Source organism: Streptococcus parasalivarius (assembly GCF_054785155.1).
In genome coordinates this window covers 218,656-243,315 of sequence record NZ_BAABOB010000002.1, presented here as the reverse complement: position 1 = coordinate 243,315, position 24,660 = coordinate 218,656, and the positions used below count along the sequence as shown (strand labels likewise).

Here is a 24,660-nt window from a genome sequence, read left to right as displayed (position 1 = left end):
ATGGTCAAAACCATTCTAATAACAGGTGCTACGGATGGCATTGGAAAGCACTTGGCAAAGAAACTGGCTAGTGAAGGTCATCAGGTCATTCTTCATGGACGAAATCCTCAAAAACTGGAATTGGCGCTTCAAGAGGTTCGGGCCGTTTCCCTGAGAGGCAGAGTTTCGAGCTACTTGGCAGATTTTTCAAAATTAGATGATGTTTATCGCTTTGCGGAGGAAATCAAGCGAGACTTTCAAAGTATCGATGTCTTGTTTAACAATGCAGGACTGTATGCAGGGAAAGAGCGAAAAGCGAGTTCTGAAAACGTCGAACTAACCTTTATGCTGTCTGTTCTGGTTCCCTATATTTTGACAACCGAGCTAAGTACTCTATTAGAAGAATCGCCTGACGGTCGTGTCATTAATACCTCTTCCTATATGCATCATTTTGCCAAGATCAAGGATTTTGACTTTGGATTTGAGAAAGAATACAATCCAGGATTGGCCTATAATAATTCCAAACTCTATACCATTTGGATGACACGCTATCTAGCAAGAGATTTCTTTTTAAAAGGTTCAAATATCACTATTAATGCCTACCATCCTGGTCTTATCTCGACTAACTTAGGGAATAACTCTAGTGATGAAAAAACGAAGAAGTCCCTCTTTGGACGCCTGATGAAATCTCTCTCAAAAGATCTAGATCAGGGAATCGAAACAGGTTATTATCTCACCTTATCAGAAGAAGTCAGGGGCTTGACTGGCTACTACTTTGATGAAAAGAAAGTCAAGTCTGTATCTGAAAAAGGCTATACTTTTGAGAAAGCTCAAAAGCTCCTACACTATTGTGAACAGGCCATTACGACTTATGAGAAAGGATTGGTATGAGTGACATCCTATTAGATGATTTGGTTTTGCCCAACGGCGCTCGATTTAGAAATAGATTTTTCAAATCAGCAATGAGTGAGACGATGGCTGACCAACATCACAATCCCAACAGGGAATTAATTACCTTGTATGAACATTGGTCAAAACAGTCAATCGGGGTCTTAGTTTCTGGAAATGTCATGGTGGATAGGCGCTATCTTGGAGAACCAGGAAATGTCGTTTTGGACACAAAATCTGATTTATCACTATTTTCAGACTGGGCCAAGGTTGGAAAAAAGCATAATACACCCATCCTACTTCAAATCAATCATCCAGGAAAACAGATGTACCGTACCATTAACCAAGAACCCATCGCTCCCAGTGCCATTCCCATAAGTGGGACTTCTGCATCTGCCTTTCGTCACCCACGCCAAATGACACTGACAGAGATTGAAGAGGCTAAAGAAAAATTTGTTACTGCAGCACTTTTAGCTAAGGAAGCAGGTTTTTCTGGAGTTCAAATCCACGCTGCACACGGCTATCTGATCAACCAATTTTTATCACCAGCGGATAATCAACGGACTGATAACTATGGAGGAAGTCTTGAAAATCGGATGCGTTTCCTAGTAGAAATTTTCCAAAGGATGAGAAATATAGTTGGAACAAGGTTTACAATTGCCCTAAAACTGAATGCAACTGATTTTAAGGAGCAAGGATTTGACTTTGAGGATTGCAAACAGGTAGTCAAAACTATGTCACAACTAGGAATTGATTTGATTGAAATTTCTGGCGGAAATTATGAAGCGCCGGTTTTTGGTAGTGAGCATGAAAAAGGAGCAAGTTTTTTGAGTTATGCGGTAGCACTTTCTGACCTAACAGATATTCCAATTGTCTCAACAGGAGGCTTTCGCAAAAGTCAACAAATGAAAGAGGCCTTGACTAACGGAGTATCAATGATTGGCCTTGCTAGACCTTTCGTTTTAAACGCTAGGTTAGTTCAAGATTATCAAAAAACAGGGAACTTAAATCTTTCTACCCCTCGCTTAACAACGAAGATTTCTCAACTGGATAAATCGTTGGGACCAATTATTGGTGTTAGTTATTATGAAGAACAGATGAAGCGCCTTGGAATAGGGAAAGATGTGAAAATCGATACGAATGCTTGGCCCTACCTGCTACAGACTATTAAATCAAATGGACTTTCTGCTCTAAAACCCCGTAGAAAATAATTAAAACCACCCGTCTATGGTATGCACTCTGTCAAATAGACAGGTTAAATATCATAGCGGGTGGTTCTTTTGTCTCGCACCTAACGGAGCGAGACAGACTGAAAGTCACATAAATAAAAAAACTCAGGTTTTATCAATGAAACCTTGAGTTTTTCTTAGATGAGGGCTAACAAAATAGTAAGAATCAGAGCGATTCCAATCCGAATGACATGGTGGGCTAGATGGAAGTTTTCTTTGTGCTTGCCATTCCAATAGGCTCCGTAGCAAATCAACCCACAACCAATCAGCCAAAGAGATAGTGCGACAATCGGGAAAAAGAAGTAGAGGATGAGAGAGAAGGTCGCAAGGTTGCTTCCGATAAGGAGAAGCCGATTTCCTAGAGTATTCTTGTGCTTTCTTAATTCTGAAAGACTGGCCATTAAATGAAGAAGAGCAAAAGCAAGGGATAAGAAGACTGTGATGATGCTAAAGATAAGATAAAGTGACATAGATGTTTCCTTTCTAAGATATGATTGTCTGAGTGCTATTTTTTATGACTGATTTTATTAAGAATCATAAATGATACTACAAGATTTAAAACGATAACCAGTAAAGTCAAAAAAGAGTAACCATAGAGTTTGACTGAAATTTCAATTTTTAGAAATGCGATGGAGAACAAGCTCGTTAAACTGCCCGTTAACAAGCCAGGAACATATTTTCGAAGGACAATTGTCTGAATCAGATGTCCGAAAATATGGTAGATATAAGCAATTACAATGGTTGCGTAAATAGTATAGTTGCTAAACTGGTAGCTAAGAAAAAGTGATAGAAGCAGGGTCAGAAACTGCTCCAAGACAATGGCACTGAAAGTAAAAGGAGTGTAATAAGAAAGGAATCGAATATCTGGAAACTGTGCTGATAGTTTTTTGACAAAGGAGGGCATCCATATGATTTCCTCAAGTTCGTGAAGCATGAATAAGGCTGGAAAGAGAAAATAAAATTGAGTGAGGGTCATTAAAAAAACTTCTTTCTAGTTTGAACCAACTTTCAGTATCTCCAAATAAAACTGGACAACTTCCTGTTCGTTATAGGACTTTCCATTTTTTAGCCACCAGCTGAGGGTTTCGATAAAGTGGCTGACAACCAGGTGCTTGAGATAGGAGTGAGGAATGTTGGGGTGTGATTGAATCAGTTCGTCGGCTACCATTGGATAGACGTCATGTTCCAGTTCTTTTCGCAGCTGCCGGATAAAATAATCGTTTTTTGAAAGCAAGAGACTGGTTACATGGTCTTGATTTTTCTTGAAATGTTGAAAGATATGGGCCAAGTAGTCTTGTGGAGAGAGGTATTGAGCACGCTCAAACAAATGGTGAAAGAGCTTTTGGCAGAGCTCATCCAGTAGTAACTCTTTGCTCTCATAATGGCTGTAAAAGGTCGAACGCCCCACATCAGCCAAGTCAATAATCTCCTGAACGGTGATGGCCTCATAATCTTTTTGGTTAAGTAAGTGCAAGAAAGCTTGATAGATGGCTTTTCTAGTCTTGGTAATGCGACGGTCTTGTGCAGTCATATGGACACTATGAACAAACTGTTCAGTAACGTACACAGCGAACGGTTTGCCCCTATCCTTTCTGTTGATAGTATTGGATAATAGATAATGAACATGATGTTCATGAATCTATTATAACAAAGGAAGTAATATAATGAAGACAAAATATGCGGTTTGGTTGGCTTTTTTCTTGAATCTAAGCTTTGCCATTGTTGAATTTATTGCGGGTGGAATTTTTGGTTCCAGTGCGGTTCTCGCTGATTCTGTACACGACTTGGGGGATGCTCTAGCAATTGGGTTCTCAGCCTTTCTAGAAACAATCTCTAATCGAGAGGAGGATAATCATTATACCTTGGGCTACAAGCGTTTTAGCCTTTTAGGGGCCATGGTGACCGCTGTGATTCTGATGACAGGGTCTGGTATGGTGATTTTGGAAAATTTGGTCAAACTCTTTCACCCACAACCTGTCAATGAAGAAGGTCTTCTCTGGCTTGGAATCATTGCCATCAGTGTGAATGTCTTAGCAAGTCTGGTGATTCGTAAGGGGCAGACCAAGAATGAATCCATTCTCAGCCTACATTTTTTGGAAGATACCTTGGGTTGGTTGGCTGTCATCTTGATGGCCATTGTCCTCCGATTTACTGACTGGTATATCCTAGATCCCCTCTTGTCTCTTGCTATTTCCTTCTTTATTCTGTCCAAAGCCATTCCACGTTTTTGGAGCACGCTCAAGATTTTTCTGGATGCTGTGCCAGAAGGGGTTGATATCAAGCAAGTTAAGAATGACTTAGAGCAGTTGGATAATGTCGCTAGTATCAATCAGCTTAATCTTTGGACCATGGACGGCTTGGAGAAAAATGCTATTGTCCATGTTTGTCTGGACCATGTCAAACATATGGAGGTCTGTAAAGAGTCTATCCGAGACTTGCTCAAAGAGAGTGGCTTTCAAAATGTCACCATCGAAGTTGATGAAGACTTGGCAACCCACCGAGCTCACAAGAGAAATATCGAAGAGCTGGAAGTAGAAAGTGAGCAGAAACACCATCATTAAGGTTTGTTTTTTTAACTCTTAGAGTCTACCTTTAAGAGTTATTTTGATACCAAGTTCCCTAAAGTAAGCATTTTCATGATAAAATAGAACAAATGTAGAACAAGGAGTAATTATGAGTAAGAGAGCTGTGTTGATGATGACCTTTGGGTCACCAGAAGAGATTACCTATGAAGGAGTAGCGGAATTTTTCACAAATATACGCCGTGGGGTTCGTCCTGAACCACATGAAATTCAGACTTTATATAACAATTACGTCCGAATCGGTGGAACCCCACTCCAAAGGATAACTAGAGAAGAAGTGGACATGGTTGCTACTGCTCTTGGAGAACGAGCGTCGGTCTACTTTGCTAATAAATTTTCCCGCCCTTTTATCACTGATGTAATCAAAGAGATGGAGAATGACGGAATTGAAGAATGTTTGTGCTTGATTTTAGAGCCCCATTATTCTTATTATTCTGTCATGGGATATGAGAAATTTTTAGAAAGTGAGCAGATTAGGTTCCAAATTATCAAGGATTGGTACCAAGAACCTTCACTTCTTCACTACTGGGCTGATGAGATTCGAAATATTTTAGATCAAATTAGAGATGACAGCTATAAGGTGATTTTTTCAGCTCATAGTGTCCCAGTTTTGGCACTTGATTTTGGTGATCCTTATATCGATCAGATTTATGACAATACTCGCTTGATTGTGGAAATTTTAGGCCTTGAAGAAGACCAGTATACCAATACATGGCAGAGTGAAAGTGATATTGGTATTCCTTGGATTAAACCTGATGTCTTAGAATACCTTCGTGATGAGAAGGAACACCCTAACCATTATATTTTTGTCCCGATAGCTTTTATTAGTGAGCATATTGAGGTTCTTTTTGATAATGATGTGGAGTGTAAGGAGCTTTGTCATGAGCTTGGTGTGGCCTATCACCGTCCTCCTATGCCAAATAGCGATTCTCGTTTGATTAAAGCCCTTCTTTCAACCATTCAGTCTCATATAGACGGTGACTATCGTTACTATCAACCTCAACTAGAGACTTTTGATGAGTTGGAAGCCCCTTCAAACACAGGACAGATTTTAGAAGAGGAAGAAGATATTCAGATGCCTGACTTCGTCAAAAAATTGATTGCTAAAAAAGGTCGAGAGAATGTCAAGATGCCATATCTAGTTAAGAAAATGCTTGAAAAGAAGTATGGAAAAAAATATGATTAAGTAACTAAATATGAGCGTAATAGGGAGTGTTTGATGTGAGCGATTTCTTGTTAAAAAGTGTATACTATCAGAAACGAAAGAATAGAGGTTTTTAAATGAAATCAGCAGTTTACACAAAGGCAGGTCAGGTCGGCATTGAGGAAATCAAACGTCCAAGCATTCAAGAGGCAGATGATGCCATTATCAAGATAGTACGTACTTGCGTTTGTGGATCGGACCTTTGGAGTTACCGTAATCCGGAAATGGAAGAAGGACATAGAAATAGCGGTCATGAGGCTATCGGAATTGTCGAAGAAGTTGGTGAGGAAGTTACTACAGTAAAACCAGGTGACTTTGTCATTGCCCCTTTCACACATGGTTGTGGACAGTGTGATGCCTGTCGTGCTGGTTTTGATGGCTCTTGTGACAACCACCCAGGTAATAACTGGTCTGGGGGCGTGCAGGCTGAGTATATCCGTTTCCACTTTGCCAACTGGGCCCTTGTCAAAATTCCTGGGCAACCTTCAGATTATAGCGAAGGCATGCTCAAGTCACTTTTGACACTGGCTGATGTCATGCCGACGGGTTACCATGCGGCGCGTGTGGCTAATGTGCAAAAAGGTGACAAGGTGGTCGTTATCGGAGATGGGGCTGTTGGTCAATGTGCTGTCATCGCAGCTAAGATGCGTGGTGCTTCACAAATTGTCCTTATGAGTCGTCACAAAGATCGTCAAAAAATGGCTTTGGAGTCAGGTGCAACAGCTGTTGTGGCCGAACGTGGTGAAGAAGGCATTGCCAAGGTTCGTGAAATCCTCGGAGGGGGAGCAGATGCAGCTCTCGAATGTGTCGGTACTGAAGCAGCGGTGGACCAAGCTCTTGGTGTCCTTCACAATGGTGGCCGTATGGGATTTGTTGGTGTTCCACACTATGAAAATCGTGCCATTGGATCTACCTTTGGACAAAATACAACGATTGGTGGAGGACCCGCCTCTGTTACTACCTATGACAAACAAGTCTTGCTCAAGGCTGTATTGGATGGAGATATCAATCCAGGACGCGTCTTCACCCAGAGCTATAGCTTGGAAGATATTAATCAAGCCTATAAAGATATGGATGAACGCAAGTCTATTAAATCTATGATTGTTTTAGATTAGTTAAGTTATACAAAAGTCTTGGTAATGCAAGAGAGTTGTTTTTCCAAGCCTTTTTATATGTTATAAAAGAAAATATGTAAGATGAACTAGCTCAAAATTAGTATTGCTAGTAAAAGAGTTTAGGAACATCTTGCTCTTTCATAAAGCAAATTGGAAAGGTATTTATGAAGAAAAAAGCTCTTATTTTCAGTCTTTTAGCAATGCTTGGTCTTGTTTGTGTAGGTGGTTGGTATTTTATTTCCCAAAACCAAACGCAGGCCGTAAAAGCAGAAGCAAGAAAAACATTTATTCAATCAAGCCGTCCGACTATTTTTTTCCATGGTTGGGGCTCAAGCAGTCGTGCGGAAAGACATATGGCCAATGCAGCAAAAGACGCTGGTGTGACTAAAACTATCATTGATGCCAAGGTGGATAAGGATGGGCAAGTTACTCTGGACGGCTCTATTCCCAAAGGTGCCATCAATCCTATTGTCCTAGTCAATTTTGACAATAATCGAGGTGCCAGCACTAGGGACCAGGGCGACTATGCCTACGCTGTCGTCAAAGCTCTCCAAGATAACTACGGAATTACTGAGATGAATATGGTTGGTCACTCATACGGCAATATGGCCATCGTCTACTATATGCTCCAACACGGCAGTGATACTAGTCTGCCTAAACTAGTTAAGCAGGTGGATATCGCCGGACACTTTAACGGGATCATCGGCATGAATGAACCGGAAAATAACTCTCTAGATGGCGAAGGAAAACCAACTAGCATGACCGAGTCATATGAGGAGCTCTTGTCTCTTGGAGACAACTATCCTCAAGGACAAGTTGAAGTCCTCAACATCTATGGCAATACAGGTAAAGAGAGTGATGAGCGCGTGACCAATCTATCCAGTCAATCCCTAGCCTATCTGCTTAAAGGTCATGTCAAATCCTACCAAGAAAAGGAAATCACAGGTCCTAACGGCCAACACAGTAAACTCCATGAAACAGCCTTGGTTGATAAGCCTCTAAATGCTTTCTTGTGGGGAAAATGAGTTGATAAGAATACAAAAAATTCTAGTAGAGGCTGTCTACTAGATTTTTTTTAATACAATGATTGGGTTGGCAAAGAAGAGAAGTAAAAGAACGAATCCAATTTCATCTGACATTTCATGTAAAGAATGTTAAAATAAAGATAAGATAATATAACCGTTTACATTAATTGAGTAACGTTATACATATATTCAGAAAATAGATTTTTCCACTCGCTTGTCTTTCTTTTGTTAGCTTTAGATTATAGGAGATAGAGCTATGAAAAAGAAAATCTATCGCATTCTATTCTTGATTCCCTTGCTGCTATCAGTTTTGGTTTTGAGCGGTTGCAAGGTGATGATGCCTAGTGATTACATAAAAATTAAGCGAATCATCATCGAAGATTGTAATAAAGTAGGTCTTCATGGCAAAGTTACCATCACTGACTTACATTGGACTCCACTAGAAAGTCCAACTTACTACGTATCTTATACCTATTCTGAGAACACCTACGATGGGCAAACAATAAAATTGGAAGAGAACAATAGGGCTATTCCTGAAAATAGGTCATCTGATTCTCATGACAGTATTCAATTTTTACACTATAAGGAAGTATTTGTGGAACAGAAATCTGTCAAAAAAGTTGAGAAGAAAATTGAAAAACAATTGAAAAAACAAAATCTCGGTCTTCCTATTAGGTTTTTTAGTTTTCTATCTTATTTCAGTCATGATGAAAAGGAAAAAATATTGGATACTATTGCCTCCGAAAATCTTAAGGAAGGTAAGAAGGACTTTGCAGGCTACTATCAAATTCCATTTCAAACCTTGATTGATAAAGAGTTGGTCTATATGACTATTTTTATTGATGATAATGAATCAGTCAAAGAACAAGATATGAAAGATGCGGCTAAAAAGTTAGATGCTAGTGATCTTCCGAATGGTAAATATAATTTCTTTTATTCCAATACCAAGGATGAGAATCATGATTCAATCAGTTATTCTTTTAAAGTAAAAGCTGGGAAAGTCGTCTTTTATGAGGATGAGAATCTAGTAATAGAAGATGATGATTAAAGATAAGAATAGTAAAATGAATGTTATTTGAGACCACTACCGGTTTTTAATTTATTAAAGATGATTTTAAAAGGCTTTGGCAAGATTTTCTTGATGACAAGCGACAAAAAGAGCATGATTGTATGGTCATGCTCTAATTTTTATTTCAAAATATCCCAAAGTTCTTGTGTAGTCTCAGCTACAAAATCTGGATTTTCTGCTAATAGGGTTTCGTTAGCCCCGAATCCCCAGGTCACCGCTATTGTTTTGATGCCAACTGTTTTTCCACCAATCAAATCAAACTTAGTATCACCAACAATGACGGACTGGTCTTTAGGGGCTTGATTTTCAGTAATGGCACGCTGCAAGACATCAGCCTTATGAAAAGCAGTAGGGGTAGAGCCATAAATACCTTCAAAATATTCAGTAATCCCAAGGTGTTGGCACATTTCTAGGGCAATGGGTTCATTTTTTGAAGTTGTGATAAAGATTTTCTTGTTAGGGTCTTTACTAAGTTGTTCAAGAACTTCCTTAATGCCATCATAGAGGTGAGCTTCCAATTGTCCTTTGGTCTCATAATAGTCACGATAAACCTTGACAGCTTGGGCAGCACCTTCTTCACTAACCTCTTCTTTAAAGGTAACCTCGAGAGGTGGTCCCATAAAGGTACGAATTTTCTGATCAGTAGGAACAGGAAGGCCTAGTCTTTCAAAAGTTTGAACAAAACCATTGTGAATACCCTCAGAACTATCAACGAGGGTACCATCAAGGTCGAAAAAAATATGTGTGAGTGTCATAGAATTCTCCAATATATTCTCTTTGGTTTATTATATCATGATAAAAACGGTTAAAGTGGTTAGGGATATTTATCATTCTAAAGTTGACATGACTTTTTTATGTGTAACTGTTCGTTCTTGCTTATCTCCAAGTGCCTTGATGCGGGCTTCTAGGAGAATAGGACGTCCTTGAACACTTCGCGTATAAATAAGATCATATTTTCCTAGGCTTTTTTGTATATGTCGGAGGAAAGACTCTGCATCTGCCTTTCGCTTTTCAAACATACTTGGAACGGCAAAAAATTCGGTTTGGTCCTTCACTTTGTGACAAGCCTTTAAGATATAGCGTTGATTTTCGATAGGAGCGTAAAATTCAGTCATAGTCTGAGCAAAGATTTCTTTTTCCCTCATGCTAGCACCCTTGAGATAGATGGCGTTATAAATCGCTTGTTTACTGTCTTTTACCACTCTAGGAGCAGATTCTTTAGTCTCAATCTGACCTGAATCCAGCAGGGCTTGATGGATAGCTTTGCCAAAAATTTCCAAACGTTTATAGGGGCTCTTATAGATAAAATATCTTCCCCAAAAGATAGCCAGTACAAGTAGCGCAAGTAAGAATATAGGTAGTCTTTGATCAAACGGCTTCCCAACAATCAGATATCTTCCCAAATCAATAATAAAAAAAGTGGCAGCAAGGGCTTGGGAAATAAGAAAGGCCTTCATCCAATCATTAAGGTATACCAACGGTAGAAATTGTTTGTCAACCTCAACTTGGTTGACCACTTCCATTTCTTCGTATAGCGGGAGGGCTTGTTGCCAACGGTCTTTAAGCTCCTGACGTTTTTGAGATAGTGTAATGGCATTTTGATTAAGTTTTTCTAGACCCTTTCGGCTAAAAGTTATTTGATTGAGGTCAAGGCGATCAATACCAGATTCGATAGTAGGCTCTTGATAATGGAGGCCCAGAAACTGTGTCATACGCCGATCTAACAAATCTAAGTCAGGACTAAGTGCATACAACTGCAGCTCTAATGTCTCATCGTATTTTTCTTCCTCATCTTGAAAATCAAACCATCTCCTAGGTGATAAATTAATAGAAACCAAATGCCAGATATTACTCGTTTTATTAGGATTTTCTGGCCAGACACGGATGGCACGGCCTCGCATCTGATTACTTAGCATGAAGCTTCCAACAAAACTAGCTAAAATAAGGGTGTTAACACAAGGGGCATCCCAACCTTCGCCCAATAAAGACTTGGTCCCAATAATCACCTGAATATGCCCTTCTTGGAAAAGTTGGGTAAGAGCAGTCACTAGATCATGCTGAGAACCAGAAATACTCACCTTAAGATAGTCTTCTTGGCTCAACTGTCCAATAACATCAAAGGATAAACGAGAATTAGGGATGAGTCGCTCTAGATGTTCTTTAGCTGAAGTTGGAATAATCACTAAACTTCCTGTCAATACAGCCACAGGCACCGTCCAAGATTGTTCAATTATTTCTCTACGAATAGATTCAAAGTAAGAGAGCACACCTAGTTGTGTAAATTGTGCACTGTTATCGCCTAGATGAATTTGAAAATCCTTACGTATAAAGTCTGTCAAAACAAGTTGACGGAGATTATTTTCTAGAGACTGGTATTCTGCCTTAAAAATATCTCTAACAGCATTGAGTTTTCCCAATGATTGATTAAGCAGGACATCTTGCTTCTTATTCCGGATAAGTTTAACTTGATTTCTCTCGATAAGACCATTTGCTTTCAAATCACTCTTTAGCTGATTAAAGGCTTCCTCGGTAAATCCATACCAATTTGGGACCTTGAAAATCACGCCATTAAGCAAGGTTTCAAACCAGTCAAGCGTAAAAGTTGGCAAGGTTTTTGCAGAGAGAAGTTCTTGAAAACGTTGAGGAAAAGGCAATTCTTTAGACCGTAAGAAAATCAGGGTAGCGGAAAGGTATTTAGGATTAGCCAATAGGTCATCATCGCCAATTTGGCCACTTAGTGCTGAGCTAGACTGAATAGTGTTCGAAAAGTTTATATCTGTAGACAATTTAGTTAGAAAGTTAAGTTTCTGCTTTTCAAATTGGTCCAATTGTGCACGTTCTTCCTTTGTTGGAAAAGCGAAGTAGACATAGTCCTGGTGAGGACAGAGCGTCCCTTCCTTAACAAGTTCAGGCACTGTAATTTCTTCATCAATCTCACCACACATGCTAATATAACGTTCCCAAAGTGCAGGTTCTCCCTCGTATGGGGGTGTTGCTGTCAAAGAAATCATCTTTATATTTGGAAAAGCTTTTTGAAAACTCTCTAAACTCTTCCACCATTCATTTCTTAAATGATGGCATTCATCCAGACAAAGAGTCCCTAAATCTTGGTCCCCAAAAGTTTTTCGAATATCGAACCCTTGAAAATCGAAATGCTCTTGTTCAGCATTATCATCAGTATCTTCAACGAGACTCTCACCCACACCCTGATTCATGGCGCTATGTAAAGCTTGGTAGGTTGCCACTGTAATGACTTTCGGCTTTTTTAGATCTTGTGAAATGAGTTGTTCTACTAGATTGTCATCACTTAAAAAAGCTCGTTTAATCCGATCTACCCATTGTTGACGGATGGTAACTGTCGGAACTAAAACTAAAGTTGGATTACCAAAACGCTGTATAAATTCAATTCCTAAGGTTGTTTTACCAGAACCAGGAGCAGCCACCAAGTGAATCTTTCCATCATCCATAAAGCTTTCGGCTTTATCGAGAACACGCTGTTGGTACTGTCGCCATTGTCCCTTAAATGAAAGCTGATTTAACATAATTTCCCTCCAATGTTACTAATCATTATAACATAGATTAATTTTCCAAAATATTGCTCTACCTATGGAACATTCAAAACAATCTATTATTAAAATCAGTAATATTACAGAATCAACTATTCTTTGCTTAAACTAACAAGTAGTGATTGACATTAAAGAAGTTTTAAGATAACTTTAAAGTAACGATTTAATCCGATCTTATCGAGGAGTTGCCATGAAAAAAATAAATCTTCTTTATTTATTAGCCATTCTGGCCATCATATCTGGTCTTTTACTATATTACTTGCCAGACATGACATCTGGACATAATGCAGAGTCAAATCAAACAAGTCAGACTTTTAAGGAGAAGACGATTGTCCATGATTTTGGTACGACAGAGTTGAAAAAAGCTCCAAAACGTATTGTTATCCTCGACAACCTCTATGGTGAAATCTTGAATCCTTTAGATATTACTCCTGTGGGTGCGACAACTGGACAAGCTGATAGTCAAGAATTTTCAACCCTCTTTAAGAAACAATACAAGGATGCCAAGGTGGTTTCAGTTGGTTGGCAGGGCAATACAGATTTGGATAAGATTGCTGAGTTAAAACCTGATTTAATCCTTATGACCGGCGAGCAGGAAGACCTCTACGAGCAGCTGTCTGAAATTGCACCAACTGTTGGCTACCAGATTAACACTGATGAAAACTGGGACTATCACGAAACCTCATTAAAGGTGGCAGAAATCTTCGACAAACGTGATGAGATGAAGAAGGACCTGGATAGAGTGGATGCTAGGGAGGCTGTTTTCGCAGAGAATGTCAAAGCTAAGTTTGGCAATCAAAAACTCATGTATCTGCGCGTGACAGACAATGACATCCGTTATTACGCTTACGGGCATTTTGGTTATCTGTATGATACTTATCATTTCAATCGTGCTGAAACCTTCAATCCAGATGATATGTTCCAAGTTATCAATCCAGATAAACTAAAAGACATTAATCCGGACCTCCTGATTGTTCAAGCAGATTCTCAAGAACTCCTAGATAACAAACTTAAAAATAACCCTGTCTGGAATAACCTTAAAGCTGTTCAAAATAATAAGGTTATCTATGCAGATTATTCAACTTATATGCTTGGATTTGGCATTGTCTCGCAAGAAGCAATTATGAAACAAATAGCTGATGAATGGGGATTGAATTAAACTAAAAACGACCGTCATGGTCGTTTTTCTATGTTCAAAAAGGGTTCTTGACGAACAAGCGTCTGATATGTTTTCTCAAAGAAAAATAGAGCTGAATAGTCATAGGAATCCAAATCAAAGGTTCACATAGGATAACGCCAAGGTAGCCCATAGAAGGAATAACCAAAAGAACAAAGAGAATTTTTCCAAAAAGCTCAATGAAACTAGAGGTTAAGGGAGTGAGTTTCTTACCTAGGCCTTGGAGACTATTTCTAAAAATGAAAAGCATTCCTAAAATAGGATAAAAAAGAGAACTGATACGGAGGTAGCGACTGGCGTTGTCAATAATCACAGCATTTTCAGAACCAGAGATAAGACCAGCCAAGAAGGGACTTGCTATATAGAGAAGGGCACAAGCAATGACAGACCAAGTGATAGAAACAAGACAAGATTGTTTTAAACCAGCCACTATGCGTTTAAACTGTTTGGCCCCGAAGTTTTGTGAGGTGAAGGTGGTCACCACAGCAGCAAGTGAGGTCAAAGGGAGAACTGCGAAAGACATGATACGCCTTGCTGCAACCTGAGCACTGATAATAAGAGGTCCAAAGCCGTTAATGGCATATTGTAAGGTCACAGTCCCAATTGAAACAATAGAATTCATAAGTCCCATGGCCATCCCTTGTCCAAAAAGGTCCAAATAAAGGCTTGAATCAAGAACAAAGTCTGACTTGCTTGGTAGAAGGAAGGTCACTTTTTTCTTAATATAGTAAAGACAGAGGATAGCTGAAAGTCCCTGTGAGATAATTGTCGCTAAGCCTGCTGATTGAACACCAAGATGGAGTTGTGTAATAAAGAAAAGGTCTAAAACGATATTGACTAGAGCTGAAAAAATCAGAAAATAGAGGGCTGTCAGACTATCACCAACCGCTCTGAGGAGACCTGCACACAGATTATAACCCAAAGTTACCCCAACACAGGAGACAATCATAGAAATATACTGGTGAGATTGTCCGATGATAGAAGTAGGTGTTCCTAAAAATCTAAGCAAAGGATAGAGGACGAAATGTCCTAAAATCATAACCAAGGCACTTAAGCCTAGACCGATGACAACAGTGGTCGCCACAGACTGACGAAGTTTCCTAAAGTCTTTGGCACCATAGTAACGTGCGATAACAACACCCATACCATTTCCAACGCCAAGAGCAAAGCCGATAACCAAATCAAAAATAGCAGAAGAAGCTCCTACAGCAGCCAAGGCATCTGAACCTAGAAAACGACCCACAATCATGACATCAGCAGTATTGTAGAGTTGCTGGAAAATATTGGACACTAAGATAGGCAAGACAAAGATTAAAAGAGACCTCAGAATTGGGCCTCGTAAAAGATCAACTGACGTATTTTTCATAGACTTATTATAGCAAGATTGTAATTGTGAAACAATGTTAAAAAGCCATCCTAGGATGACTTTTGCATATTTTTTAGATGGCGGCTAAGCATTTGTGTCATATGGTTGTAGCCTGCCGCAATCATTGGAATTTGTAAGTAAATATAAGGTAGGGTGTACTGACTCTTAGTCTCTGATATGAGGTGAAAGAGGATGCCACCAAAGAGATAGAGGAAGGCATAGATGCCTAGTGTTGCTCCATCTCCCATTCGTTTATAAGTGAAAGCATAGTAGAACGCACCACCAAGATATAGGACTAGGAGATAGCCTTGCATATAGGTCACAAAAAAGAGATGCAGGGTCCCATCGTGATAGATAGAGGTCGCAAACCTATTCCACAAAGGCTGAAACTTGTCTTTACTTGGACCGTTCCAGATGGACTGGAAGCTTCCCTCCGTCCAGGAACTGATAAACTTGGTGCTAAAAAACCAACTGGCCTCATCGGGATGTGCTAGAAGATATTGAACACGTCTATCAAAAAGATGATTGGCGCTTTTTTCAATCTTTTCGATATTGCCCTTTTTCTTAGCATAAATGTCACGGACATAGCCGGTATACCATCCTGGCATTCGTTTAGAATCGGGTTTGTCCTGTAAGCCCATGGCCAGCCAAGCAATCTGAGGTGTTCCAGGAATTTTTTGATGAGTGGTAATCTCATAGTAACTGGTTGTCGCCTTATGCAAGGTTATAGGAAAGGCAAAGAAAGCTAAGACTAAAAGCAAATAGCGGTAACGTTTCTCTCTCAGAGTCAATAGTATCAAAATACCAGATAGCGCAATGATGAGAATGATGTTATTGCTCCTTACCCAGTAGGCCAAAGATAGCATGACAACTGAAAGAATCGCATTCCTAGCCTTACCACGTCTTAAATAACGTAGAAAGAAGAGAATGGCAAAACTAGAAAAGAACAACCCATACATAAGTCCATAGGCAAACATAATGTTAAAGACTAGAGGCAAGAAACCAAAGCTCATGATGACAGCCAAACGACTAACTAAAGGCCTCGTAAACAGTTCATCCGTGATTTTCCAAGTAGCATAGTTCATACCAATGACCATGCCAAGATTCAATACATAGAAAACAGAGATAACTGGTAAAGGAATCAGATAGAGAACCAAGCGTTCAAAACTGAGCAACCCCAACTGATGCGGATAGCGGTAGAAGTAGGCTCCTGGTTTTATTAAGGAGAAGTCGCCAGCATTGAACTGGACCGCCCCTTTAAAGACAGTACCTGCATCGTCTCGACCAGCAAAACTCGTCAGAAAAATCAAAAGTAGGCCAAAAATCATAAAGCAAACGGAAAAAAAGATGAAAATCTGTTTTGTTGTCAGTTCCTTTAAGATTTTGCGCCAGAGAAGTGTCAAAAGCAGAATGACACCACCTGAAACATAAACATACCAGGGCACGCTACTAATCTCTGCCCACTCAAAGTATCCAGTCATCATGGTCGTGCGAATGAGCAAAGCAGTCACAAATAATAGCCCGAAGACTAAGAGCCCCACAGAGCGCCCTAACCATTCTAAAACAGAACTCGTATATGACATAAGAGCCTTCATACTGAAAGTCTCCTTTAATATTGGTAATTACCCTTATAGTTTAGCACAGTCGTCGGAAAAAAGTAATGAAACTTGAGAAAAATCTCATTCATCACTGAAAGAAATTGCGCTAATAACATCATAGAAAAACTCTCTTGTATCAGCAACAAGAGAGTTTGTTTTTATAAAGTAGTTTACTTCATCCGCATGCTATCGATTTTTTCTTCAGTCGGTGTGACACGTAAGGTCTTTTGTCCCGTATAAGTTACAAATCCAGGCTTACCTGCCGTTGGTTTGTTGAGTTTCTTAACATCAATCATATCCACTTGAACCAAGTTTGATAGACGAGCCTTAGAATAGTAGGCTGCCAATTCAGCCGCATCGGTCTTGACCTCGTCAGTTGGGTTAAGATTGTCCTTGATAACTACGTGACTACCTGGGATATCCTTGGCGTGGAACCAGAGCTCACCTTTTTTAGCCATCTTGAAGGTCAACTCCTCATTTTGCAGGTTGTTACGACCAACCATGATAATGGTCTTGCCATCAGAAGCTAAATACTGTTCAGGTTTCTTACGTTTGTGGCGTTTGTCAGTTGAACGACGCTTCATAAACCCAGCCTGAACAAGCTCCTCACGAATATCTTCGATTTCATCCATATTGGCTTGAGAAAGACTGAATTCAACACTTTCTAAATAATCAATGGTCTGTTTGGTTTCCTCAATCAAACCAGTCAAGTGCTTAACAGCCTCCTTGAGCTTCTGGTATTTCTTGAAGTAACGCTGCGCATTTTGGTTAGGCGTTAGAGCCACATTTAGGGGAATCGTAATCTTTTCACCAGTGTAGTAATTGTCTAACTCGACACTATCCTTGTCATTTGGAACCATGCTAAGGTAGGTAGTCAACAGTTCCCCTTTTTGGCGGAACTCCTCAGCACTTTCAGTCGCCGCAAGCTCTTTTTCCTGTTTAACAAGTTTCTTCTTGTTTTTTTCCAGCTCATTTTGCACACGATGGATTAAATCACTAGCCTGTTGAGCTACACGGTCACGCGCCGCCTTGTCCAAATAGTAGTAGTCCAAAAGGGCAGACAAGGTTTCAAACTCAGGTTGGACCTGACTATCAGAGAATCTTACAGCTGAAAATGCTTTTGCCGTTAAGTTTGGCTCCACTTCACGATTGAAGAAGGCACGGAAATTCTTGAGCTTATCAGTCTCAAGTAAAGCTGATAATTCATTGGCCGTGTCACGCCCCAAACCTTGGAAAAGTTTTTGAAGGTTTCTAGCTGACAAATCCTCGGTTTGTAGGATTTCAAAGAGCTTTTCGTCTGCAATGTCGAAAGGATTCTTGGCGTCCGTCTTCGGTGGAACGATATAGGTAGACCCAGGCAGAATAGTACGGTAACTATTTTGTGAGAAACCAACATGCTTAATAGATTCGATGATTTTGCTCTCGTTTTTGTCAATAAGGATAATGTTGGAGTGTTTCCCCATGATTTCCATAACAAGAGTAACCTTAACGCTATCACCAATTTCGTTTTTGTTTGATACGGAAATCTCCAGAACACGATCATTTTCTACCTGCTGAATATCCTCGATAACCGCTCCCTGAAGGTATTTCCTCATAATCATGGTATAGGTATTTGGATTCTGTGGATTTGGCAAGTCAGCCTTGGTCGTCTGAATACGTCCAAAGACAGGGTGAGCCGAGAGAAGAAGCTTGTAATTCTGACGATTGTTACGAATGGTCAGGACCAACTCACGTTCAAAAGGCTGATTAACTTTCTGGATACGCCCGTAAAGTACCTGCTCACGTAACTCAGCCGTCATATGATGAAGAAAAAAGCCGTCAAAAGACATGGTGTACTTCCTTTCTTGTTATTTTAGTTGTGATAAAGCATAAAACGCTTATCCATTATAGCATAAAGCCTCTAGAAATGCTTGGGGAGAATAGGCTGTTTTCAGTAATTCATATTCATTCACATTTCAAGTAAATAGTTAAGAGGGGGCACTGGGTTACAACTACTAATGAGTTTTGATAATGTAGTGCTATCAAAGATAGAAAGGTTAATTATGCTAGCTAGACTACCACCCTAAAAGCTTTTAAAAAGTAATAAGTAAAAAGATTGTTAACTAAGAAAGGAAAACATAAATTGACAAAATTATATCATAGCTTTTGCTACCGTAGTTACTCAGAAGATTTCTCCTATGAGTATGAAAACGATACTCCACTTACTAAAAGTATAATTGAATCAACAGTCGACTTTAAGACAGAAATAAAAAACTTGATTTCAACTGAAGAGACCTCACCATTTGGAATAATTGAAATTTATCCTTTTGGTAATCCAGGGGAACCTGATGATTTTGCTGCTTTATTGACTTACGTTATTGAAGAGAAACTTCTAGAATCTACTGGATCTATACTTGACATTTTAGAAGATAGTTTTAAAATGGGTAAAATTTCAATGAGAAATAACGTTAGAAAAGGGTATCTCGCTCTAATTAGAAATGAGACGGCCCCGAACGGAGAAGGATATCTTACGGTAATGACTGATAAGGGTCTTGAAGTATATTTTTCCACTTTCAAAGACAAAATAATTGAAAAAGCAGTTCAACGTGAACTTTACGAAAACGGAATTTTATAAGAATAAAACTTTAATAAATTTATGGATATTTCTTCCCACATTATTTTGAATTTATATCTTAGTTATGGTATCATTTAATATGCTGAAAATTAAAGGAGCATTAAATGAACGATATAAAAAAGATATGCAATGCGACTAATTTAAAATACCTAGCTGTTGCACTTATGTTTTTGGACCAAATCTATCAGATGTTCGGGAGTATGGGGGCACCTATATGGTTGACGATGTTGGGACGCCTGGCTTTCCCGATTTTCCTCTTTCTTGCTGCTGATAGTTTTCACTATACACACGATCGTATGGCTTTTCTCAGGCGGTTGCTTTACATGAGTTGGTTTATGACCATTGGCAACGCCATCATTGGTAGTATTTTTCATAATGGTAGTATCGGTTTAACCAATAATGCCTTCTCAACCTTCTTTATTACAGGGATTTTTATATGTTCTTGGGATTTGTTGGCTAAGGGGCTTCGCGATAAATCGAACAAGGAGTTGATTCAAGGGATTGGTGTCTTTCTCTTGCCGATTCTTTCATCTATTCCAGTTGTAATTCTTGCAGGCATATTTGAAACGCCACATGCAAATCCACTCCTTGTGCAGATTGTTGCCTTTATCTTGTCACTAGTTCCAAGTATTATCATGGTTGAAGGTGGCTTTGTGATGGTTCTTATTGGTTTGCTATTCTATATCTTCCGAACCAATCGCATCGCTCAAATCATTGTCTTAGCTGTTATTTCAATGATTGCCCATCTCTTTGATCCGACAGGTGTGCAGTGGATGATGGTCTTTGCTGCGATTCCTATGTATTTCTATAATGGTGAGCGTGGTAGTGGTAACAAGAATTTCTTCTATATTTTCTATCCAACCCATATTTACCTCTTGTGGATCCTAGCAAGTTTGTTTAGATAAAATGACAAAGACAGTCCTTGTGCTGTCTTTTTTTTTACGCCCAAAGTCCGTTTTTATAGTTTGTTTCCTGCTTCTAAAACTGCTATAATTTAAGGCGTAATAGAATCATGCGATAAGTAAATTGGAGGTATATCATGACAAAAGTAGCAGTAGTATTTGCGGACGGATTTGAAGAAATCGAAGCCTTGAGCCCAGTGGATGTCTTCCGCCGAGCAGGATTTGACTGTAGCATGCTTGGACTTGAGAGTGCGTCAGTAACTGGCTCACATGGGATTCAAGTTGCTATGGATGACGTTTTTGATGGCAATTTTGCGGATTATGACTTGGTGGTCCTTCCTGGAGGTATGCCTGGATCAACTAATCTACGCGACAACGAAACTTTGATTGCCTCTCTTCAAGAGGCTGCTAAAGTAGGAAAATATATTGCTGCTATTTGTGCTGCACCAATTGTTCTCGAACGTGCTGGTCTTCTTGAAGGGCGTAAATTCACATGTTTCCCTGGCGTAGAGGAACAAATTGCATCTGGTGATCATCAAACTGACTTAGTTGTCGTGGATGGCAATATTGTCACTAGCCGTGGTGCTGGAACAGCATTAGCCTTTGCTTATGCCTTGGTCGATCTGTTGGGTGGCGATGGTCAGCAGTTGGCTCATACTATGGTTTACGACAGATTGTTTAAATAATGTTGTTTAGGGCTCTTGTTCAAGAACTCTAGCACCTCTTGTTAGGAATGTTGACATTTTATTTTCCCCTATGAGATGATAGAGAACGTATCAAACAGGGGGCCTAGTTATAGGCTGGATAGACCTTAGCTTAATTTTATAAGCTTTGGTTTTTTCTTTTCTCCTTTGACATCCGTCTTGAAAACGGTTATAATAATCACAAAATAACCTTTAAATAAGTCCAGAGAGGCTTGAAAGGTCGGACAGGTGAAAAAACAGGGTTCTCCTGTGATTTTTTGTGCGACCTTGCCATGTGGCGAGGTTTTTTTGATGACAGTTTGCAGTTTAGAAAGGGTTGTCATGATTTTAGTTGAAGATTTAACCATTGTAAGTCAGCGTGAGATTGCACCTCGTATTTTTGAGATGGTGCTAAAGGGAGAGATGGTTACGGATATGCAGGTTGGGCAGTTCGTCCACCTCAAGGTGCCAGACCCAAGTAAGCTCCTTCGTCGTCCGATTTCCATCTCAGAGATTGACTACGACAAGAAAGAGGCAACCATTGTCTATCGTGTGGAACGTGAGGGGACAGCCATTCTGTCTAAGATGGTAGCTGGTCAAACCATTGATACTATGGGCCCTCAGGGAAATGGTTATGATATTTCCGTTGTCGATGCTGGGCAGAAAGCCCTCCTCGTTGGTGGAGGTATCGGGGTGCCACCTTTGGTTGAGACGGCTAAACAGTTGAAGGCTAAAGGTGTGGAAGTCGTGTCTGTGATTGGTTTTGCCAATAAGGATGCCGTCATCTTGGAGGACAAGCTCAAGGCTTGTGGTGATGTTTATGTGACCACTGATGACGGTTCATACGGTATCAAGGGTTACGTTTCGACGGTTATTGATGGTTTCGACTGGACTCCAGATGCCGTTTACAGTTGCGGAGCTCCAGGCATGCTTAAATATGTCGATAGCAAGTTTGAAAATCATCCTCATGCCTATGTTTCCATGGAAGCTCGCATGGCTTGTGGTATGGGTGCTTGCTATGCCTGTGTGGTTCACGTAAAAGGAGAATCAGATGCCAAAAATCTTCGTGTTTGCGAGGAAGGGCCAGTCTTCCCTACCGGAAAAGTCATCGTCTAGGAGGTTACCATGTCAGAGACTAAATCAGAAAATCGTTTAGCTATTAGCCTTCCAGGGCTCGACTTGAAAAATCCTATTATCCCAGCCTCAGGTTGCTTTGGTTTTGGGCAAGAGTACGCTAAGTATTATGATTTGGACAAACTAGGTTCTATCATGATTAAGGCAACGACTGCCAACCCTCGCTTCGGTAATCCAACACCCCGTGTGGCTGAGACACCATCAGGCATGCTTAATGCCATTGGACTGCAAAATCCTGGTGTTGATGCTGTCTTGTCTGAAAAACTCCCTTGGTTGCAGGAGCATTATCCTGATCTGCCAATCATTGCCAATGTAGCTGGATTTTCTAACGAAGAATATGCGGAAGTCTCTCACAAGATTTCCAAAGCCAGTAACGTCAAAGCTATCGAGCTTAATATCTCCTGTCCAAACGTGGACCATGGCAATAATGGTCTTCTCATCGGACAAGTTCCAGAGCTTGCCTATGCAGCCGTAAAAGCCAGTGTCTCTCACTCTGATGTGCCCGTCTATGTCAAACTGACACCAAGCGTGGCTGACATCACAAGTGTTGCCAAGGCAGTCGAAGATGCCGGTGCGACTGGTTTTACCATGATTAACACCTTGGTCGGTACACGCTATGACTTGGCTACTCGCAAACCTATCATTGCCAACGGTCAAGGTGGCATGTCAGGGCCAGCTGTCTTCCCAGTAGCCCTTAAACTCATCCGTCAAGTTGCTCTAGCATCAGACCTTCCGATCATCGGTATGGGTGGCGTGGACAGTGCCGAAGCAGCTATCGAAATGTTCATCGCTGGTGCCTCAGCCATCGGTGTCGGAACAGCCAACTTCACAGATCCCTATTCCTGCCCTAAAATCATCGACCGCTTACCAGAAGTCATGGACAAGTACGGCATCACAACACTCGAAGACTTACGTAAAGAAGTTCGAACAGACTTGTTGGGGAAATAAGGAAAGAAATCTCTTTACAATAAATAAAAATCGAAGTCCTATCGTTAGGGCTTCATTTTTTTACACAAAATATTAGAATATATTGACGATTAGAATTGTGGTGATATAATATATGCCATAAAATACCCTGAGGTAGCTTATGAGCGATTTATATATTCAAAGGTCCAATTATTACCTGTCCTTATCCGAACAAAGAATTATCATTAAAAATGATAATAAAGAGATTGTCAAAGAAGTGTCCATTTCACTCGTTGATAATGTGTTACTTTTTGGTAATGCACAACTGACCACCCAACTCATCAAAGCTTTATCAAAGAACAAGGTGAATGTTTACTATTTCTCAAATGTTGGTCAATTTATTTCTAGTATTGAATCCCACAGTCAGGACGAATTTCAAAAGCAAGAGTTGCAAGCCAAGGCTTATTTTGAAGAGGATTTCCGTTTAGAGGTTGCAAGGAGTATTGCTAGGACCAAGGTAAGGCATCAAATTGCCTTGCTTAGAGAGTTTGATACGGACGGTCTGCTGGGTACCTTAGATTATTCTAGGTTTGAAGATAGTGTTAATGATATTCAGAAAGCTTATTCTATTACTGAAATTATGGGTTACGAAGGTCGGCTTGCAAAATCCTATTTTTACTATCTGAATTTACTGGTTCCTGATGATTTTCATTTTAATGGTAGGAGTAGACGGCCTGCGGAGGATTGTTTTAACAGTGCCCTCAATTTTGGCTATAGTATCTTATATTCGTGCTTTATGGGGCTCATTAAGAAAAACGGGCTAAGCTTGGGATTTGGGGTAATTCACAAGCATCATCAGCATCATGCGACCTTGGCTAGTGATTTAATGGAAGAATGGAGACCTATCATCGTCGATAATACGCTTATGGAGTTGATACGAAATGGTAAACTTCTTTTAAGTCATTTTGAAAATAAGAATCAAGACTTCATACTCACGGATGAAGGTAGAGAAATCTTTGCACGGGCTTTACGTTCAAGAATATTAGAAGTCCATCAGTATATTGAATTAGACAAAAAACGCTATTCTTTTCTCTATACAGCAGATAGGCAAATCAAGAGTTTGATTAGGGCTTTTAGAGAACTTGACCCTAGTCTGTATGAGACAAGTTACACAGGAGGGCATTAATGGGACTTTACTTTAATCTCAGCGAAGAAGAACGTGAGTTTGCGAGACAAAAAACCATGTTTTGTCTGATTATTTATGATATTCGAAGTAACAAACGTAGACTTAAACTCTCGAAATTACTTGAGGGTTATGGCGTGAGGGTGCAAAAATCCTGTTTCGAGGTCGACCTGTCAAGAAATGATTATCAGTCTCTCCTTAAGGATATCGAGAGCTTCTATAAGGCCGATGAAGAAGATAGCATAATCGTATATGTGACAACTAAAGAAGAGGTGACTAGTTTTAGCCCCTATAATAGTGCCGAAAAATTAGATGACATTCTCTTCTTCTAAGCCTTTATAGGCCTTCAATCATATGGTACAATATAGATAGTGTTTCCAGTAGGTCCTACATCTTGTGTCTCTAGCAACTGTCTAGAGCACAAGATATGGGGATATAAA

General features: G+C 39.9%; 24 protein-coding genes. 15 read left to right on the top strand and 9 right to left on the bottom strand.

The genetic code is table 11. The features are described 5' to 3' along the window. Positions 1-870 (top strand): SDR family NAD(P)-dependent oxidoreductase, encoded by an 870-nt coding sequence (locus ACYVQ1_RS03300; RefSeq protein WP_461249813.1) that lies wholly within the window; start codon positions 1-3, stop codon positions 868-870. After that, positions 867-2,078, top strand: a complete 1,212-nt coding sequence (locus ACYVQ1_RS03295; RefSeq protein ID WP_461249812.1) for an NADH:flavin oxidoreductase/NADH oxidase family protein — start codon at positions 867-869, stop codon at positions 2,076-2,078. Before ACYVQ1_RS03300 ends, ACYVQ1_RS03295 begins: the two co-directional genes overlap by 4 nt. Positions 2,079-2,233: 155 nt before the next feature. Here the strand turns inward: ACYVQ1_RS03295 and ACYVQ1_RS03290 are convergent, their stop codons facing one another. Genes ACYVQ1_RS03290 through ACYVQ1_RS03280 form a run of 3 tightly spaced genes read right to left on the bottom strand, consistent with a single transcriptional unit; the run spans position 2,234 to position 3,627 of the window. After that, on the bottom strand, positions 2,234-2,566 hold the full coding sequence (locus ACYVQ1_RS03290) for a glucuronide permease (RefSeq protein ID WP_461249811.1): 333 nt from the start codon (positions 2,564-2,566) through the stop codon (positions 2,234-2,236). Between the two features lie 35 nt (positions 2,567-2,601). Beyond that, the gene (locus ACYVQ1_RS03285; RefSeq protein ID WP_461249810.1) at positions 2,602-3,072 is read right to left on the bottom strand and encodes an HXXEE domain-containing protein; all 471 of its coding nucleotides are present in this window, start codon (positions 3,070-3,072) and stop codon (positions 2,602-2,604) included. Positions 3,073-3,087: 15 nt separating this feature from the next. After that, positions 3,088-3,627, bottom strand: a complete 540-nt coding sequence (locus tag ACYVQ1_RS03280; protein ID WP_461249859.1) for a TetR/AcrR family transcriptional regulator — start codon at positions 3,625-3,627, stop codon at positions 3,088-3,090. Between the two features lie 133 nt (positions 3,628-3,760). Between ACYVQ1_RS03280 and ACYVQ1_RS03275 the strand changes: the two genes are divergently transcribed. The 5 genes from ACYVQ1_RS03275 to ACYVQ1_RS03255 all read left to right on the top strand — a co-directional run bounded on the left by ACYVQ1_RS03275 (position 3,761) and on the right by ACYVQ1_RS03255 (position 9,070). Continuing rightward, a complete protein-coding gene (locus ACYVQ1_RS03275; protein ID WP_461249809.1) occupies positions 3,761-4,657 on the top strand; it encodes a cation diffusion facilitator family transporter in 897 nt (298 codons plus the stop codon). 112 nt (positions 4,658-4,769) lie between these two features. Then, positions 4,770-5,864 carry a ferrochelatase gene (gene hemH, locus ACYVQ1_RS03270; protein WP_461249808.1) on the top strand — a complete coding sequence of 365 codons (1,095 nt, stop codon included), beginning with the start codon at positions 4,770-4,772 and terminating at the stop codon, positions 5,862-5,864. Between the two features lie 95 nt (positions 5,865-5,959). Then, positions 5,960-6,997, top strand: a complete 1,038-nt coding sequence (locus ACYVQ1_RS03265; RefSeq protein WP_461249807.1) for an alcohol dehydrogenase catalytic domain-containing protein — start codon at positions 5,960-5,962, stop codon at positions 6,995-6,997. Between the two features lie 164 nt (positions 6,998-7,161). Beyond that, positions 7,162-8,022, top strand: a complete 861-nt coding sequence (locus ACYVQ1_RS03260; RefSeq protein ID WP_461249806.1) for an alpha/beta hydrolase — start codon at positions 7,162-7,164, stop codon at positions 8,020-8,022. A gap of 256 nt (positions 8,023-8,278) precedes the next feature. After that, positions 8,279-9,070, top strand: coding sequence for a hypothetical protein (locus tag ACYVQ1_RS03255; RefSeq protein ID WP_461249805.1), 792 nt, complete (start codon positions 8,279-8,281; stop codon positions 9,068-9,070). Between the two features lie 140 nt (positions 9,071-9,210). On the opposite strand, the gene ACYVQ1_RS03250 is transcribed toward ACYVQ1_RS03255, so the two are convergent. Both ACYVQ1_RS03250 and ACYVQ1_RS03245 read right to left on the bottom strand, forming a co-directional pair. Further along, positions 9,211-9,846, bottom strand: a complete 636-nt coding sequence (locus tag ACYVQ1_RS03250) for an HAD hydrolase-like protein (protein ID WP_461249804.1) — start codon at positions 9,844-9,846, stop codon at positions 9,211-9,213. A gap of 72 nt (positions 9,847-9,918) precedes the next feature. Further along, positions 9,919-12,633, bottom strand: a complete 2,715-nt coding sequence (locus tag ACYVQ1_RS03245; RefSeq protein ID WP_461249803.1) for a DEAD/DEAH box helicase family protein — start codon at positions 12,631-12,633, stop codon at positions 9,919-9,921. Positions 12,634-12,847: 214 nt separating this feature from the next. Between ACYVQ1_RS03245 and ACYVQ1_RS03240 the strand changes: the two genes are divergently transcribed. Continuing rightward, on the top strand, positions 12,848-13,816 hold the full coding sequence (locus tag ACYVQ1_RS03240; RefSeq protein ID WP_461249802.1) for an ABC transporter substrate-binding protein: 969 nt from the start codon (positions 12,848-12,850) through the stop codon (positions 13,814-13,816). A gap of 34 nt (positions 13,817-13,850) precedes the next feature. Here the strand turns inward: ACYVQ1_RS03240 and ACYVQ1_RS03235 are convergent, their stop codons facing one another. From ACYVQ1_RS03235 to ACYVQ1_RS03225, 3 genes are all read right to left on the bottom strand, one after another. After that, positions 13,851-15,200: an MATE family efflux transporter gene (locus ACYVQ1_RS03235; protein WP_461249801.1), complete on the bottom strand. Its 1,350-nt coding sequence runs from the start codon at positions 15,198-15,200 to the stop codon at positions 13,851-13,853. A 50-nt stretch (positions 15,201-15,250) separates the two neighbouring features. Then, a complete protein-coding gene (locus tag ACYVQ1_RS03230) occupies positions 15,251-16,795 on the bottom strand; it encodes a hypothetical protein (RefSeq protein ID WP_461249800.1) in 1,545 nt (514 codons plus the stop codon). Positions 16,796-16,968: 173 nt separating this feature from the next. Continuing rightward, the gene (locus ACYVQ1_RS03225; RefSeq protein ID WP_461249799.1) at positions 16,969-18,627 is read right to left on the bottom strand and encodes an Rqc2 family fibronectin-binding protein; all 1,659 of its coding nucleotides are present in this window, start codon (positions 18,625-18,627) and stop codon (positions 16,969-16,971) included. Between the two features lie 293 nt (positions 18,628-18,920). Here ACYVQ1_RS03225 and ACYVQ1_RS03220 point away from each other — a divergent pair, with 293 nt between their 5' ends. From ACYVQ1_RS03220 to ACYVQ1_RS03210, 3 genes are all read left to right on the top strand, one after another. After that, a complete protein-coding gene (locus tag ACYVQ1_RS03220; RefSeq protein ID WP_461249798.1) occupies positions 18,921-19,412 on the top strand; it encodes a hypothetical protein in 492 nt (163 codons plus the stop codon). A gap of 104 nt (positions 19,413-19,516) precedes the next feature. Beyond that, positions 19,517-20,317 carry a TraX family protein gene (locus ACYVQ1_RS03215; RefSeq protein WP_461249797.1) on the top strand — a complete coding sequence of 267 codons (801 nt, stop codon included), beginning with the start codon at positions 19,517-19,519 and terminating at the stop codon, positions 20,315-20,317. Between the two features lie 134 nt (positions 20,318-20,451). Beyond that, positions 20,452-21,000 (top strand): DJ-1 family glyoxalase III, encoded by a 549-nt coding sequence (locus ACYVQ1_RS03210; RefSeq protein ID WP_461249796.1) that lies wholly within the window; start codon positions 20,452-20,454, stop codon positions 20,998-21,000. Positions 21,001-21,125: 125 nt separating this feature from the next. Here the strand turns inward: ACYVQ1_RS03210 and ACYVQ1_RS03205 are convergent, their stop codons facing one another. Further along, positions 21,126-21,341: a hypothetical protein gene (locus tag ACYVQ1_RS03205; RefSeq protein WP_461258404.1), complete on the bottom strand. Its 216-nt coding sequence runs from the start codon at positions 21,339-21,341 to the stop codon at positions 21,126-21,128. Between ACYVQ1_RS03205 and ACYVQ1_RS03200 the strand changes: the two genes are divergently transcribed. From ACYVQ1_RS03200 to cas2, 4 genes are all read left to right on the top strand, one after another. Beyond that, the gene (locus tag ACYVQ1_RS03200) at positions 21,340-22,113 is read left to right on the top strand and encodes a dihydroorotate dehydrogenase electron transfer subunit (RefSeq protein ID WP_461249795.1); all 774 of its coding nucleotides are present in this window, start codon (positions 21,340-21,342) and stop codon (positions 22,111-22,113) included. The two genes, ACYVQ1_RS03205 and ACYVQ1_RS03200, sit on opposite strands and share 2 nt — an antisense overlap. Before the next feature lie 9 nt (positions 22,114-22,122). After that, positions 22,123-23,079 carry a dihydroorotate dehydrogenase gene (locus ACYVQ1_RS03195; protein ID WP_461249794.1) on the top strand — a complete coding sequence of 319 codons (957 nt, stop codon included), beginning with the start codon at positions 22,123-22,125 and terminating at the stop codon, positions 23,077-23,079. A gap of 139 nt (positions 23,080-23,218) precedes the next feature. Then, positions 23,219-24,223 carry a CRISPR-associated endonuclease Cas1 gene (cas1, locus tag ACYVQ1_RS03190; protein WP_461249793.1) on the top strand — a complete coding sequence of 335 codons (1,005 nt, stop codon included), beginning with the start codon at positions 23,219-23,221 and terminating at the stop codon, positions 24,221-24,223. Next, entirely contained in the window at positions 24,223-24,552 is a 330-nt protein-coding gene (cas2, locus tag ACYVQ1_RS03185) for a CRISPR-associated endonuclease Cas2 (protein WP_461249792.1), read from the top strand. Before cas1 ends, cas2 begins: the two co-directional genes overlap by 1 nt. The last annotated feature ends 108 nt before the right edge of the window (positions 24,553-24,660 follow it).